The 13,309-nt window shown below is 54.2% G+C and carries 11 protein-coding genes; 5 read left to right on the forward strand and 6 right to left on the reverse strand.

Annotation, left to right across the window (positions count from 1 at the left end; translation table 11 throughout):
• Positions 1–31 precede the first annotated feature (31 nt).
• The 5 genes from AB5Y68_RS09645 to AB5Y68_RS09665 all read right to left on the reverse strand — a co-directional run bounded on the left by AB5Y68_RS09645 (position 32) and on the right by AB5Y68_RS09665 (position 7,900).
• Positions 32–2,101, reverse strand: coding sequence for a DUF262 domain-containing protein (locus AB5Y68_RS09645; protein WP_039038875.1), 2,070 nt, complete (start codon positions 2,099–2,101; stop codon positions 32–34).
• Positions 2,094–3,545, reverse strand: a complete 1,452-nt coding sequence (locus AB5Y68_RS09650) for a DUF262 domain-containing protein (RefSeq protein ID WP_039038876.1) — start codon at positions 3,543–3,545, stop codon at positions 2,094–2,096. Before AB5Y68_RS09650 ends, AB5Y68_RS09645 begins: the two co-directional genes overlap by 8 nt.
• Positions 3,545–4,852 carry a restriction endonuclease subunit S gene (locus AB5Y68_RS09655; RefSeq protein WP_200886008.1) on the reverse strand — a complete coding sequence of 436 codons (1,308 nt, stop codon included), beginning with the start codon at positions 4,850–4,852 and terminating at the stop codon, positions 3,545–3,547. The genes AB5Y68_RS09650 and AB5Y68_RS09655 overlap by 1 nt, the downstream gene beginning before the upstream one ends.
• Positions 4,852–7,314 carry a class I SAM-dependent DNA methyltransferase gene (locus AB5Y68_RS09660; protein ID WP_039038877.1) on the reverse strand — a complete coding sequence of 821 codons (2,463 nt, stop codon included), beginning with the start codon at positions 7,312–7,314 and terminating at the stop codon, positions 4,852–4,854. The genes AB5Y68_RS09655 and AB5Y68_RS09660 overlap by 1 nt, the downstream gene beginning before the upstream one ends.
• Positions 7,315–7,453: 139 nt before the next feature.
• Positions 7,454–7,900, reverse strand: coding sequence for a hypothetical protein (locus tag AB5Y68_RS09665; protein ID WP_232092882.1), 447 nt, complete (start codon positions 7,898–7,900; stop codon positions 7,454–7,456).
• 243 nt (positions 7,901–8,143) lie between these two features.
• Between AB5Y68_RS09665 and AB5Y68_RS09670 the strand changes: the two genes are divergently transcribed.
• The 3 genes from AB5Y68_RS09670 to AB5Y68_RS09680 all read left to right on the forward strand — a co-directional run bounded on the left by AB5Y68_RS09670 (position 8,144) and on the right by AB5Y68_RS09680 (position 9,805).
• Complete coding sequence (locus AB5Y68_RS09670) at positions 8,144–8,926, forward strand: Sir2 family NAD-dependent protein deacetylase (protein WP_039038878.1); 783 nt, start codon at positions 8,144–8,146, stop codon at positions 8,924–8,926.
• 29 nt (positions 8,927–8,955) lie between these two features.
• A complete protein-coding gene (locus tag AB5Y68_RS09675; protein ID WP_080769878.1) occupies positions 8,956–9,288 on the forward strand; it encodes a cyclic-phosphate processing receiver domain-containing protein in 333 nt (110 codons plus the stop codon).
• A 337-nt stretch (positions 9,289–9,625) separates the two neighbouring features.
• Positions 9,626–9,805: an AlpA family transcriptional regulator gene (locus tag AB5Y68_RS09680; RefSeq protein ID WP_080769879.1), complete on the forward strand. Its 180-nt coding sequence runs from the start codon at positions 9,626–9,628 to the stop codon at positions 9,803–9,805.
• A 39-nt stretch (positions 9,806–9,844) separates the two neighbouring features.
• On the opposite strand, the gene AB5Y68_RS09685 is transcribed toward AB5Y68_RS09680, so the two are convergent.
• A complete protein-coding gene (locus tag AB5Y68_RS09685; protein ID WP_039038879.1) occupies positions 9,845–11,002 on the reverse strand; it encodes a site-specific integrase in 1,158 nt (385 codons plus the stop codon).
• A 188-nt stretch (positions 11,003–11,190) separates the two neighbouring features.
• On the opposite strand from AB5Y68_RS09685, the gene sbcB reads away from it, so the two are divergent.
• Together sbcB and AB5Y68_RS09695 are read left to right on the forward strand one after the other, a co-directional pair.
• Entirely contained in the window at positions 11,191–12,606 is a 1,416-nt protein-coding gene (gene sbcB / locus AB5Y68_RS09690) for an exodeoxyribonuclease I (RefSeq protein ID WP_039038880.1), read from the forward strand.
• 148 nt (positions 12,607–12,754) lie between these two features.
• Positions 12,755–13,261, forward strand: coding sequence for a hypothetical protein (locus AB5Y68_RS09695; RefSeq protein ID WP_039038881.1), 507 nt, complete (start codon positions 12,755–12,757; stop codon positions 13,259–13,261).
• The last annotated feature ends 48 nt before the right edge of the window (positions 13,262–13,309 follow it).

Genomic DNA, 13,309 nt, shown 5'->3' on the forward strand with positions numbered 1-13,309 from the left:
TGGGCAGCATGTTCTCGCTGTCCAACCGTACTCATGGTTGTTCCCTCATCTTGGCAGCCTCTGCAGCCAGCACGGCTAGCATCTGCTCCTGGTGTTCTTCGATCTCGGTTTCCTGCCAGCGACCTTTCTCTTTCATCAGCCGGACCATGGCGAGCAACTTGAGGCTATCAATCTGGTTGTTGGCAAGGCTCGCTTCAAAGTGCTCCTGCTTCTGTTGCGGCTGGAAGTTACTCAGGCGCGAGTTCTTGCTGTGGCTGATAAGGCAAAGGTTGCCAAACGAATGAAGTGCACTCTGCTCGACCGGTTTATAACCATCCATCGGATGCTGGGGTGAGAAGTGTTCCACCGAACTGCGGAATGTAAACTCGAAACGGCGATACAACTCCATATCACGATCTTTATCTTGATTTCGATTCGTAACCCACAGCAGGTAGTCGAGGAAATTGAAGACAAAGTTGTTCTCGATATGACCGAAGCGAAGTTTGGATGTAATCACCTTGTGCAAGCTCTCATCCACATTGATGGCAGGCAAAAGGGCGTTATCAAGGTAGAGCATCTGGTAATAGGAAGCCCCTTCACCCGGCGCCAAAAAGCGCTGGAAGACAAAGCGGCGAGCCTGACTCTCCAGATAGGACAGATAAGCCCCTGCCTCTACCGGTTGAGCAGGGTGACAATTGTCGAACAGATATCTCAGTGCACCATTCAGCCAATGTTTGTAAACCAGGGTCGGGGTCGACACATGAAACGCCGACAGCAACATCAGGATCCGCCGGTTAACACCAGAGAAACCATTCTCATTTTCATCCTTGTCAAAGGTATTGATGTAACTGACGCTCTTTTCCGAATACCAGTGCAGCCGCTTCAGACTCCAACCATCCTTGCCATCGGCAAACTCGCGCTTGATGATGAACTGATCAAACAGATACTTGCTCTTTAACAGGCCATAGATAAAACGCTGAACTGCCGCTACTGGATCCGGTTGCCTTATCACTCGCAGCTCAAACTGATCAACCAGTTGTTTATCATCAAGCGGCACCCCCTCCGTATCACCCGGGTCGCGGCTAACGAGTCGCAGCACATGGAGCAAGAAGTTGGAGAAGTTGATGACGCTGTTAAAGCGCTCGGAGCCTGCGCTCTCCTCCTCCACCGTCTGCTCACCATCGAGCTTGTCATCCTGCAAAATGGCCAACAAGGTGCGCCCCTGGCTACCGGCAGCGGCCCCGTTTTTATCGGCAGCGTCGGCCGTGTTAGGGGACCCTAGCAGATCAAGCAGATGGGCAAAATCACGGGGCACAAACTGGCCCCAGTCGCTCTCACCAAACAGACGATGACGCTCATCCGGGGTAAAGCCGTACTGGATATAGCGCTCCATATTGGCGCAGGCATCCCATACCCGGGTTAGCACATGGATGCTCTGACGACGAGTCTCCTCCTCGGGTATCTGGTTCAGCGTCTCCATCAGCCGCGCCTTGATCACTTCATGCTTTTCCAACTGCTCGCCGCGATTGTTCATCGCCTCGAAGAAGTGATTGAGATCGGTATCCTTGGGTACCTCAATACGAGAGATCTGCACATGCTTGAAGAGGTAGTCGCAAAAGGCCGTCAGTTTAGCCCCCACCAAACCAAGATCCGCCATTGCCTTGCCAATCAGCTCAAAACCGTTCACCAGACCTTCATTGAAGGTACTCCCCCGCAAATCGTGGGGGGCAACACCCTGCCATAAGCGCTCGAAGGTATGGCTCGATATCGGGCGACTCTCAAAAGCGAGGTTGATGGTCTGATACCAGCTCATATCCACCGAATCTATCGCGTGATGTTTGAGCCAATTGGCCAGCAGAGAGAGGGTAGTAAAGCGCTGCTGGCCATCGATTACCTCGAAACTGCCATCGTCCCGGGCAAATACCACCAAGGTGCCGATATAGTAGGTTTGCTGTTCCTTGGCTCCGACCGATTTTTGCTGATAATCCAGCACATCCTGCAGCAGCTGGGTGATCTCTCCCTCTCCCCAGGCGTAGTTGCGCTGGTACATGGGCACCAGATAGCGGGCGCGATCTTCAAGCAGTGCACGAATGGAAAAGGGGTGGACGCCTGCATCACTCATAATATTTCATCTCCCGAAACAGCCCGACCAGTTCATCTTCGGCGCCGTTGCGATTGTTCTTGTTCTCTCGACTGCTCATGCTAGGCAAAGGGAAGCCGTGCAGGTCTCCCGGCAGACGGGCATCACGAATGGCACGGATCAGATTGTGCTCCAGCACGTAGTTATCCATGGTCGCCAGTTGCACCACCTGCTGGCGAATACGGCAGCGATAGGCCCAGATAAAGCACTTCTCGATGGCCAGTGACAGCCCCTGGCTGCCGAACTTGTCGATATAGAAGATCAGGGCGCAGTCGAACATGGCCCTCACATAACGATCCCCGGTGCGGTGGCGACGCTCGTAGCTGCCCAGGGTCGAGAGCACCTTGCTGGCCATCGGCGTCAGCGTTTCGCCGAGCAGGGTGGCTGATTGCGTTTTGCCGGAATCAGACTCCTCGGCCACGATGGCTGCCACCCGCGTCTGGTAGTACTCGGCCATCTCGAAAAAGCGCCGGCCATTGATGATCATCTGATCGAGATGAAAGGGAAACGACATGCGCTGACCATCTATCTTGCGCTGGTACTGGCTGTTGTACTCATCGACAAAGTGGTGCGCGATGCGCAGCGACTCCACATAGGGGTAGTGACCCACACGATCTAGGTTGACCCCCTTGAAGAGATCCACCTCCCCCTTGCCAAAGTAGCGGGCCGACTTGCCCTCGGCCCACTGGCGTACCCGATAGAGATAGAGAGCGAATAGATTGGCCAGCTCGTCGCTTGGCAGGCGCTCCCAATGGGCGACCGCTTCGGCCTTGAGGTTGGCCTCATGACCGGCAAACTCGCGCAGGTGAAATGCCTTGAGCAGATCGTGAGGAGCCAGATCGCGCCCCCGGGCATTTTGCGAATCGAAGAACTGGAACGCCTCCGAGATATCCTGCAGCACAAAGCAGACTACCTGACAGCGGTTGAGCAGAAAGTCGATTTGTTGCTCGTCAAACTCAGGGCGTGCCACCAGCCGACGCAACTCCAGATAGTTGCGTCTGAGGTTGTACTCCGAATCCCGGCTGGGGAAGCGCTGGCGCTGCATAAACGCATCGATAGGTCCACGCAAGGCCTGCAATTGCTCACGCAGATCCTGACGTTGAAACCGGATACTCTTCTCTTTGCCACTGCGAGTTTCATTATCCAGCACCTCGATCAGCGCCTTGACGGTCAACATCAGGGTCAGGGTGCGTTGCTGGCCATCGACGATATCAAGCATCTCGCCCTGCACACTATCGGTGTGCTGATGAAACACCACCGAGCCCAGCCGGTAGGCGCTCTTGTCCTGATGGGTTGCCAAATCGGTAAAGAGATCCGAGATATTCTTGGAGCCCCAGCGGTACGGTCGCTGATAGCTTGGGATGGCCAGTTTGGGAATGGCCAGCAACTGGCGTACCGACCGCACCTGATTATTGATGCTCTCCATCACGCCTCCTTGGATAGCGGCAGGCGGATACGGCCGGTCAACAACTGCTGCATCATCCCCTGCTTCACATCACGGGCCTTGGCCAGCTTCTGCTCCAGCGCAGTAAGCTCGCTATCCATATCGGAGAGAATGGTGGCGATAGCGGATTGCTCTTCAATACAAGGAAAGGAAATCTGAATTTTTTCAATATCCCCCATTCCAATATTACCTTGAGAAGAAGAGTTTGTTAGTAAGGTGATCTGTGCTATTGCATCAGCGCTAAGTAATTGATAGTAAAGAAACTGAGGCTTTATTAATTCATTAGGGCGAATAAGTGCAATTGGCGACCAAATATTAAAATCAAAATCAGTATCAACAATCGCTACCTTCCCTACCGATGCTGCTTTACCCAATAATACATCCCCTATTTGAGGTTTGCATTTTTTGGCAAAAACATCATCATCCTCTTTCGAAATAAATCTTAGTTCCGATAGGTTAATTCGATTGTTTACGAGATTATTTACCGACAAAAATGGCACACCATCCATGCGGAAAGCTGGAGTTGTATGCGGTCCGTCTGTAATTGGTGATGAAACAAGATTTTTTAGTTCTTGCCTACACCACCCATCACTAAATCCTAGCAAGCGAGACTTCCCAGTCAGCAGTTGCTGCATGGTGGCGGTCTTGATGGCCTGCTTCTTGGTTATTAGTTGCTCCAAACCTGCTATCAGCTCATCAATATCCGAAAGAGCATCTGCAATTACTTTTTGCTCTTCTTTATGGCGAGGCACTGGGATTTTAATTTCTTTCAAACTTGCTAGGGTTATCTCGACAAACGTACTACCTTTTGCCCCCTGAGTTGCCTGTTCTAAAGATCTAGGACTCTGCAACGCCCAAAAAACATATCTACCGAATACATTAGACACAGGAGATATTCTAGCCGTCCCCTGCGTTAAATTAGCCCCGGCAACAGAGGACGGCACACTTCTTACAAAGCCTAATTTTCCACGCAGTGCATAAACAATATCGCCTTCATCAACAGTTGAACGTGCAAATGCAGCTGCAATTTGTGGACTGGTTCTTTGCATCCCATCGATATCGAGCTCTCTTGCTGTCATATCTGATACACGAATATATGGGATACCGTTCACAATATGTGGACCACATTGAACAATTCCATAAGTGATCGGTACCCGACATATCTGCTGGAGTTCTTTAATATCCCAGTCTTCAGGAATAACCCCCACCTCGGTCTGCTGATAACCTGTCGGAACGGTCTGAGTGGCCGCCATTTCGCTCGCTTTATCCTGCATCATCTGCTTTGCCATTATGCCCACTCCAGCCCCATGGCCTTAAGATGGGCTGCCACTTTGGCCTCCAGCTCACTCACGTTTTTGGTGACTTGTGGCAGGGAGTTGCTATAGCGCTCTTCCAGCTCCTTGACCCGATTCGCCAACTGCTGGGTAACCCGCTCAACCTCGGCTTCCAGTGCGCCGCGCAGGCTCGCCTGCCATTTATCTTCCACCAGCAGGGTTTTAATCTCGTTATCCTGCAGCTTGGGGTAGTGAGCAAATACTGCTTTATCGAGGGCGTCGCTGGCCTCTTTGTGGGCCTTCTTGGCGCGGGTCTCGGCGTCGAACAGCTGCTGCGCCTGCTTGAGCACAGCCAGTTCTTCTTTGTCGGTGGCGGCCTTGATACGCGCCTTGACGCTGGCGGCGGTCACCTTCTCCTTGTCATTCATGGCATCGACCAAACCGCCCTCTTCCCCGCTCTGCTCCTCGATAAAGCTCTCCAGTGCCTGGCTCGCTTCATCCAGCGCGGCTTGCAGGGTATCGAGCTCTTTTTGCTCATTGGCAAAGAAGCGGGCCACCAGCAAGGCGGGCGGAATAAGCTCGGCCTTGTACTTGGCTTTGCCAATCACCAGATCCGGACTCTCTTTGATCTTCTCGCCCTTGTCGGCGATCAGCTCGCGCAGGACCCGACCCGCTGGCCAACCATCCTGAGAGAGCACATAGAGATCGTCTTGCAGCTGGTTCTGCCAGTAGTCCATCAGCAGCTGATAGATGGCATAGGGGTCGAGTAGCTCACCGGTCGCCTCGGCGCTCGCGCGGTAGCGCTCAAGCAGAGCTTCACTCACCTCGTCGATCAGCGCCTTGGGCGAGTCACCCTTGGCAAACTCGCCGAACTGGCACTCGCTAAACCACTTATCAAACGGCGCCAGCGCCGCCTGTTTGAAGCGGGCAAACTCCTCACAGGCCAGTATGGTGCCCTTGACCTTGGCGGCGGCGACCCGCGCCTCACTGTAACCGGGACGCAGCGGGGCAAACAGGGTGGCCTTGAGAGTCGGGAATACCCGCCAGTAGGAGCCAAGCGCCGCGATATCCCGCTCTGGGATCCCCCCTTGCAGGTGACCGGCCAGATCGTGCAGATCTTCCCCTTCGCTGCCATCGATATAGCGCGGGATATTGAGGTTGTAGTCGTTGCGGGCGATCTCGCCAAGCGGTACCCAACGGCTGTAACCCTCCAGGGTCAGGCCACGGGTGAAGGTATCGACAATCTTGTGGATGTCCTGCTCGCGCAGCCGGTTCTTGTTGCCATCTTTGATAAAGCCTTTGCTGGCATCGATCATAAACAGCCCTTGCTCATTGCTGGCCAGTGCATTGAAGGCGCGGGAGTGGGCGCTCTCTTTGTCGATGACGATGATGCAGGCGGGAATACCGGTGCCGTAGAAGAGGTTGGCGGGCAGACCGATGATCCCCTTGATATAGCCCTGCTTGAGCAGGTTCTCGCGGATACGCGCCTCGGCATTGCCGCGAAACAGCACGCCGTGGGGCAGGATCACCGCACCCTTGCCGGTGCTCTTCAGGCTCTTGATGATGTGCAGCAAGAAGGCGTAATCGCCGTTTTTCTCTGGCGGCACGCCCCAGACAAAGCGGCCGAACTCGTCGTGTTCGGCATCGAGGCCGCTGGTCCAGTTCTTGTTGGAGAAGGGCGGGTTGGCCACGGCAAAGTCGAAGGTCTTGAGGCGATCATTGCCCTCTTTCCACTGAGGATCGGTGAGGGTATTGCCTTTCCAGATCTTGGCGGTGGGGTTGTCGTGCAGGATCATGTTCATCCGCGCCAGCGCACTGGTGGCGTTGTCCATCTCCTGCCCGTAGATGGTCAGCCCCTTGGGACCGGCCTCATCGCTCGCCTTGAGCAGCAAGGAGCCAGAGCCACAGGTGGGGTCGTAGACGGTGGCATCTTGCGGGGTCTGACGGCTGATGCCAATCACCTTGGCCAGAATACGCGACACCTCGGCCGGGGTGTAGAACTGCCCCTTGGACTTGCCAGACTCGGTGGCGAAGTGGCGCATCAGGTATTCGTAGGCATCACCCAGCAGGTCATCCCCTTCGGTGCGGTTGGCCGACAAATCCAGCCCCTCGAAGATAGCCACCAGCTTGGAGAGGCGGTCGATCATCTCCTTGCCCTTGCCGAGTTTATCCTCGTCGTTGAAGTCGGCAATGGTGATCACCCCTTGCAGGTCGTTGGCGGTCGCCAGCGCGCTGATGATGGTGTTGATCCCCTCGCCTATCTCCTTGCTGCCCTTGAGCGCCACCATGTCGTCAAAACTCGCCCCGGCTGGTACCTCGATCATGGCGTACGGGTTGCCCTTGGCCTTGTCGGAGACGTATTTCACAAACAGCAGGGTCAGCACATAGTCCTTGTACTGGGAGGCATCCATCCCTCCGCGCAGCTCATCGCAGCCAGCCCAGAGGGAGGAGTAGAGTTCGTTCTTCTTGATAGCCATGGTGAATCCGGTCTTTGAAACGGTAAAGGTGGCGCTAAAACAGCGTGTTAATGCGGGTTAGTGTATCCAGTTGAGATTGGGCAGACTATGGCTTGCGCCTCAGAACCTTCGTCTGATGGTGCAGTTGCCTATAAAACCCTCACTCGGATTTAAAAACGGCGGGCGGCGTGCTGCCACCATCGCAACGCAGCGTGCCTAATGAGTCGCTGCGGCACAGGGTGCCATCGGAGGCACGCAGGTTGCCGAGGCTGTCTTTGCGCCAAGTGACGTTCAGGCCACACTTGCCATTGCTGGCGCGCACATTGCCCAGGCTATCTTGCCGATAGGTGGTGCCATCGCTGCCTCTGACATTGCCCAACGAGTCTTTGCGCCAGGTGACGCCGGTACCTGAATCCCTGACGGTGCCAAGGCTGTCGGTGCGCAGCGAACCATGGCGGCCATCCTGGCATTGATAGCGGGTGTGGCCGAGGCTGTCCTTGCGGTAGGTGCAATCGCCCGCGATTCCAAGTTGGGGGAACGCACCGAGCAAGAAAACGGCTAGCCAGGGCAACCGGGCAATTGACCAGGAGATGAAACGGACGCTCATCGCATGTCTCCTCTGGATGTGAGCTCGACTGACTATACCGAGCGGACTGTGCCGATTCGATACTGGGGTTTTGCACATGTCGCGTTTTCAGGCGGATACAGTAGCAAACTGCCCACATCCCATCACACCTCCCCTTTGTTGCCCAAACAGGCATTGTCGCAAGGCTTCTAAATTGCCCTTACCCGAGTGGGATGACGCCAACTAATTTGTCAATTTCAGCCGATGCTGACCAAAGGTAATCTTATGCAACCAATTTCTTCCCGAGCACGAAGACATCAGCGCCGTCATCGAAAGAGACGAGCACAAGCCCTTACTACAGGCCAAGGTTATCACCCCAATATCATCTTCTTCACCGGGGCTGGCTTGTCAGCGGAAAGCGGAGTACCCACGTTCAGAGGCAAGGAGGGTATTTGGCATCACGATGAAAACTGGCGCTATTCACACGCGAGCAGCCTGGACACGGATCTGGCTGGTTTCCTGGCCTTTCACAACCAGCGGCGTCAAACCATGTTGGAAGCCTCCCCCTCGCAAGCCCACTATCTGATCGCCCAGCTACAGCCGAAATATCGTGTTGGGATCATCACCCAGAATATTGATGACTTACATGAGAGGGCCGGTAGCCATGGTGTTATTCATCTGCATGGTTCAATCCGGTTTTTGGTACCCAAGGGCTTTCGTAGTCCAAAATACCGGCAGCTGTGGTCCAAGGATGTAAAGATGGGCGAGTGCTGCCCATGTACCCGCTCACAGTTGCGCCCTGATATCGTGCTGTTTGGTGAGACGGTTTATGAGTATCAACACGCTCGTCGCTGGCTCTGCGAGGCCGATATTGTGATAATTATCGGCACCAGTTTACTGGTTGAACCTGCATTCTCTTTGCTGCAAAACATCAACCCAGGCGCATCTGTCTATTACATCGATCCCGACCCCGGGTTGTCATCCCGGCTGCCGTTTCCCGGTGAGCAGATTGTTGATGGGGCTAATCGCGGTGTTGTTCGCCTATTGCAGAAAATATGTCATGACTGATGAGCCTGTAGTGACCAAGAGGAAGCAACATGAAATTGTATCTGGACGATGAGAGAGAAACACCGGCAGGGTGCGTTCGCGTATTCTGGCCAGACGAAGCGATTGCATGGCTAAAAACAGGAGCAGTGACAGAAATTAGCCTCGACCATGACCTAGGTGATGATAATAGAGGAACAGGCTACGACGTTATTCTTTGGATAGAAAAAGAGGTAATGACCAATCACTTCATACCACCCCTTATTCGTGTTCACTCCGCGAATGTCTCCGCACGAAGTAAAATGGAATTGGGTATTATGGCTATTAATGATTTTCTGGCTAAGCCATCACGGATCGCCCCAGATGATACAAATTGTGTTCGCTGACTCAGTGACATGAGGGAGGGCCAATTGAATAAAGCAGTAGGGGTGCATGTTAGGCTGCGGTGGATTCAACTCTGAAGCAAAACCCTACCCTAAAGGCAACCAAGGAGACAGAACGAGCACCTCCGCCATTGAAATTTACATATCATGACCATGAGCCATATTGATACACGACCATTTTCATTGCTTTTATAATATACAAAAACAGTTTTAAAGTTCATTTTTATAGTATGAGTATGGCGACTTGTTTTTCTATATCATAAAAGCAAGCCATCTAAAAACGGAGCAAATTGACATATACGCTAATGGTGTTTTAACCTCCTAAAAAACAGGAGGCCATATGAACAACAACGAACCTAAACTAATAAAAACCAAAGCGCTTTTAAAACAGCTTGGCATTTCCAGATCAACACTGTACAGGTGGATTAAAGAACACAAGTTTCCACCGCCACACAATAAAGGTTTTTATTCTGCGGCAGAGGTCAGCAGTTGGATATCAAGGGAAAATAGCTCATCTTAGATGATGAATTATACCGCTATTTTTATTACTCCATTATATTTACATTTCCTGAATGGATTTCACTGCCTCCATTAATTTTTTATCCCATAACTCATATGCCTCACGTTGCTCATCAATCCAATCATGCAGATTGTAGATGGCCATCACACCAGTCATTCGGTGGCCGAGCATTTTCTCGGTTACCTGTGGCATGATGCGCTCCTCCGATAAACGCGTACTCAGCGTCCGACGCATATCGTGCATACGCCAATACGGAAGATCCAGTTTCTCTCTCACCCGCTCTGCAAGCTGGATAAGAGATGCACTACTTAATGACTGCTTTGGATTCACCGGCGAGCGACATACAGGGCCGCTCTTTAGCCGAGATTTCGCCGCCGCTTCTTGCAGCAACATCATCACCCGGGTAGGAATAGGCCGACGTATTGGCGCCCCACTTTTGGCACGAGCAGCGGGAACCGTCCAAATTTGCTCCTCCATATTGAACTCACTCCACTGCGCCCCCAATGCCTCGCCACTGCGACAGCCCAGCAGAATCACCAGTTTGGCAGCCAATTTTAATCCGCGGCTAGCCCTGCTCTGTTCGAATGCAATCCAAATCTGACCGAGTTCACGCATGGTCAGCACACGAGTACCTCTCTCAGGTTGAGAGCCGACAATGAGATTTCTCCGAATACAAAAACTAAGAATGGACTTTAATCTGCGTAATAAATGACCGGCATTTTTGGGCTTTTTCTTGCCAATTTTATCAAACCACTCCAGCCAGCTGGAAAACGGGATCTGTTCAACCGGAATACCAATAAACAGAGGTTCGAAATAGCGCTGCATGGTATGCTCATAAAGCATGACCGTACGGGGCCGCAGCTTGGGCAGATGGTGCTCACGAAAATGCTCGCAGCACTGTTTCAGTGTGACATCATGCTTCTGGTGGAGCTTATCCCAGAAAACTCTGGGGTGTTCATTACGCTCAAGTGCACCACGGATAGCAGGGATCAAAGCCCTGGCATCAGCGAGTTTAAGGTCGGGATAGCGTCCAATTTTGAGTCTCGCCGCTTTTCCTTGCCAGCGATAGCGATATTGCCATGAGATGGTGCCACGCTCGGTGACCCGAGCTGACAATCCATCACGATCTGACAATTCCGTCTTACCAAAGTAGGGCTTACCATAAAGTGCCCGTAGCTTCGCATCAGTAAGTGGCATATGACTCTCCTGTGATTGGCCATCTGATTTTTCACTGACACATTAACGCGCCCAGACATGTACACAGATACGTACCAAACTGGTCTGAAACGGACTGAATCAAGATCGGACAAAGTGAGACAATCTGAGATGACACTCCGTATAACGACTTGTTTTTCAAGCATATAAACACAATTCAGAACCACGAAATGAGCCAGCAGACAAAGCCTACCTTCTATTTCCACGACTACGAGACCTTCGGCATCAGTCCGGCCAAAGACAGGCCGTCGCAGTTTGCGGGCATTCGCACCGACGCGGATTTCAACGTCATCGGCGAGCCGCTGGTGATTTACTGCAAGCCGCCGGCAGATTACCTGCCGGAGCCGGAAGCCTGCCTCATCACCGGCATCACGCCGCAAAAGGCGATGAAGGACGGGCTGTGCGAGGCGGACTTCATCCGCCAGATCCACGCAGAGTTCGCCACCCCGGGCACCTGCGTGCTCGGCTACAACAGCATCCGCTTCGATGACGAGGTGACCCGCTACACCCTCTATCGCAACTTCTATGACCCCTATGCCTACGCCTGGCAGAACGGCAACTCCCGCTGGGACATCCTCGACATGCTGCGGGCCTGCTACGCCCTGCGCCCGCAGGGAATAGAGTGGGCGTTTGACGAAGAGGGCAAGCCGAGCTTCCGGCTGGAGAAGCTCACCGTGGCCAACGGCGTGGCCCACGCCAACGCCCACGATGCGCTCTCGGATGTGCTGGCCACCATCGAGATGGCCAGGCTGGTGAAAAAAGCCCAGCCCAAGCTCTTCGAGTACCTCTTTGATCTTCGCAACAAGAACAAGGTGAAGGCCCTCATCGACGTGGTGACCATGAAACCCCTGGTGCACGTCTCCGGCATGTTCTCCCCCTGGCAGGGGTGTGCGAGCTGGGTGTCGCCGCTCGCCTGGCACCCCAGCAACCAGAACGCGGTGATCATGGTGGATCTGACCCGTGACCCGACTCCGCTCATCGAGCTCTCCTGCGAGGAGATCCGCGAGCGCCTCTACACCAGAAAAGAGGAGCTGGGGGATCTGGCTGGCATTCCGGTCAAACTGGTGCACATCAACAAGTGCCCGGTGCTGGCCCCGGCCGCCACCCTGACGCCGGAGCGGGCGGACGAACTGGGCATCAATCGGGCACAGTGCCGCAAAAGCCTGGATCTGCTGCGGGCCCACCCCGAGGTGCGGGAAAAACTGGTGGAGGTGTTCAACCAGGAGTTTGCCGGCAACACCGACGGCGACCCCGACACCCAGCTCTACGCCGGCTTCTTCGGCCACGGCGACAAGTCCACCATGGATCTGGTGCGCGCCACCCCGGCGGATCTGCTGGGGGAGCGGGAGTTTGCCTTCACGGATCCCCGTCTGCCCGAGATGCTGTTCCGTTACCGCGCCCGCAACTGGCCCCACACCTTGAGCGAAGCGGAGCAGAAGCGCTGGCGCCTGCATTGCAGCGACTACTTCAGCCGCCGCCTGCCGGATTATGTGCCGCGCCTGGAAGCCCTGGCGGAACAGAACCAGGGGAACGAACGGAACTTTGCGATTCTAAAGAGTCTCTATCACTACCTTGAAAATCTGTGAGATGTGAGCCGTTTCACAGTTAAAAATCGATGCGTTTCCCCGGCTCGCGACATAATGGGCAGGGAGCCCAAGCTCCTGATAGTGTGAATATTTAGATACGCTGACGGCATGGATGCCGTGCTTTCGACTGTTGGGGAACTCTCGTTTTATGCGTTCAGCTCTGCCTGCTTTGACACTCGTCGCCTGTGCCCTGCTGCCCCAGGCCGCCCTCGCTGGCGCCCGGTTCGAGGTGCCAGACTACCTCTTGCGCCTGCCGGAGCAGACCTACCGGCTCATCGAGCGCAATTTCAGCACCCTCTACCAGCAGACCGACTTCACCCCGCAAATCACCAACAGCTATTTCAACCACTCGGATCTCTACCGCTTCGCCGGCATTCCCCTGGCCATCACGCCGCAAAACGGCTTCCAGATGGAGGTGTTCGGCCAGCTCTACAACAAGTCGTCCCAGATCTATGCCCAGATGAGCCAGGATCTCTCCCTCTATCGCACCCTGCGGGTGGACATGATGGGGGATCAGAGCGACGAGATCGCCATCGGCATGGGGCTCGGCATCCCCCTGACAACTCGCCTCACCGTCAAGGCGCTCGCCTCCAGCAACGAGATCCCGGGCTATGGCTCCGCCAATTACGCCATCGGGATGGAGTGGCACTTCTAGAGACCATTTCGCCACGTAAAAAAGGCTCCCTCGGGAGCCTTTTTGCAG

This window comes from Aeromonas sp. R6-1 (assembly GCF_040908165.1).
In the GTDB taxonomy this organism is placed as follows: domain Bacteria; phylum Pseudomonadota; class Gammaproteobacteria; order Enterobacterales; family Aeromonadaceae; genus Aeromonas; species Aeromonas caviae.

What these genes read in the sequence shown, in the direction of transcription:
- AB5Y68_RS09660 (WP_039038877.1), bottom strand. Translation starts at nt 7,314, where the DNA reads ATGGCTATCAAGAAGAACGAACTCTACTCCTCCCTCTGGGCTGGCTGC.
- AB5Y68_RS09685 (WP_039038879.1), bottom strand. Translation starts at nt 11,002, where the DNA reads ATGCCACTTACTGATGCGAAGCTACGGGCACTTTATGGTAAGCCCTAC.
- sbcB (WP_039038880.1), top strand. Translation starts at nt 11,191, where the DNA reads ATGAGCCAGCAGACAAAGCCTACCTTCTATTTCCACGACTACGAGACC.
- AB5Y68_RS09675 (WP_080769878.1), top strand. Translation starts at nt 8,956, where the DNA reads ATGAAATTGTATCTGGACGATGAGAGAGAAACACCGGCAGGGTGCGTT.
- AB5Y68_RS09680 (WP_080769879.1), top strand. Translation starts at nt 9,626, where the DNA reads ATGAACAACAACGAACCTAAACTAATAAAAACCAAAGCGCTTTTAAAA.
- AB5Y68_RS09655 (WP_200886008.1), bottom strand. Translation starts at nt 4,852, where the DNA reads ATGGCAAAGCAGATGATGCAGGATAAAGCGAGCGAAATGGCGGCCACT.
- AB5Y68_RS09665 (WP_232092882.1), bottom strand. Translation starts at nt 7,900, where the DNA reads ATGAGCGTCCGTTTCATCTCCTGGTCAATTGCCCGGTTGCCCTGGCTA.
- AB5Y68_RS09645 (WP_039038875.1), bottom strand. Translation starts at nt 2,101, where the DNA reads ATGAGTGATGCAGGCGTCCACCCCTTTTCCATTCGTGCACTGCTTGAA.
- AB5Y68_RS09650 (WP_039038876.1), bottom strand. Translation starts at nt 3,545, where the DNA reads ATGGAGAGCATCAATAATCAGGTGCGGTCGGTACGCCAGTTGCTGGCC.
- AB5Y68_RS09670 (WP_039038878.1), top strand. Translation starts at nt 8,144, where the DNA reads ATGCAACCAATTTCTTCCCGAGCACGAAGACATCAGCGCCGTCATCGA.
- AB5Y68_RS09695 (WP_039038881.1), top strand. Translation starts at nt 12,755, where the DNA reads ATGCGTTCAGCTCTGCCTGCTTTGACACTCGTCGCCTGTGCCCTGCTG.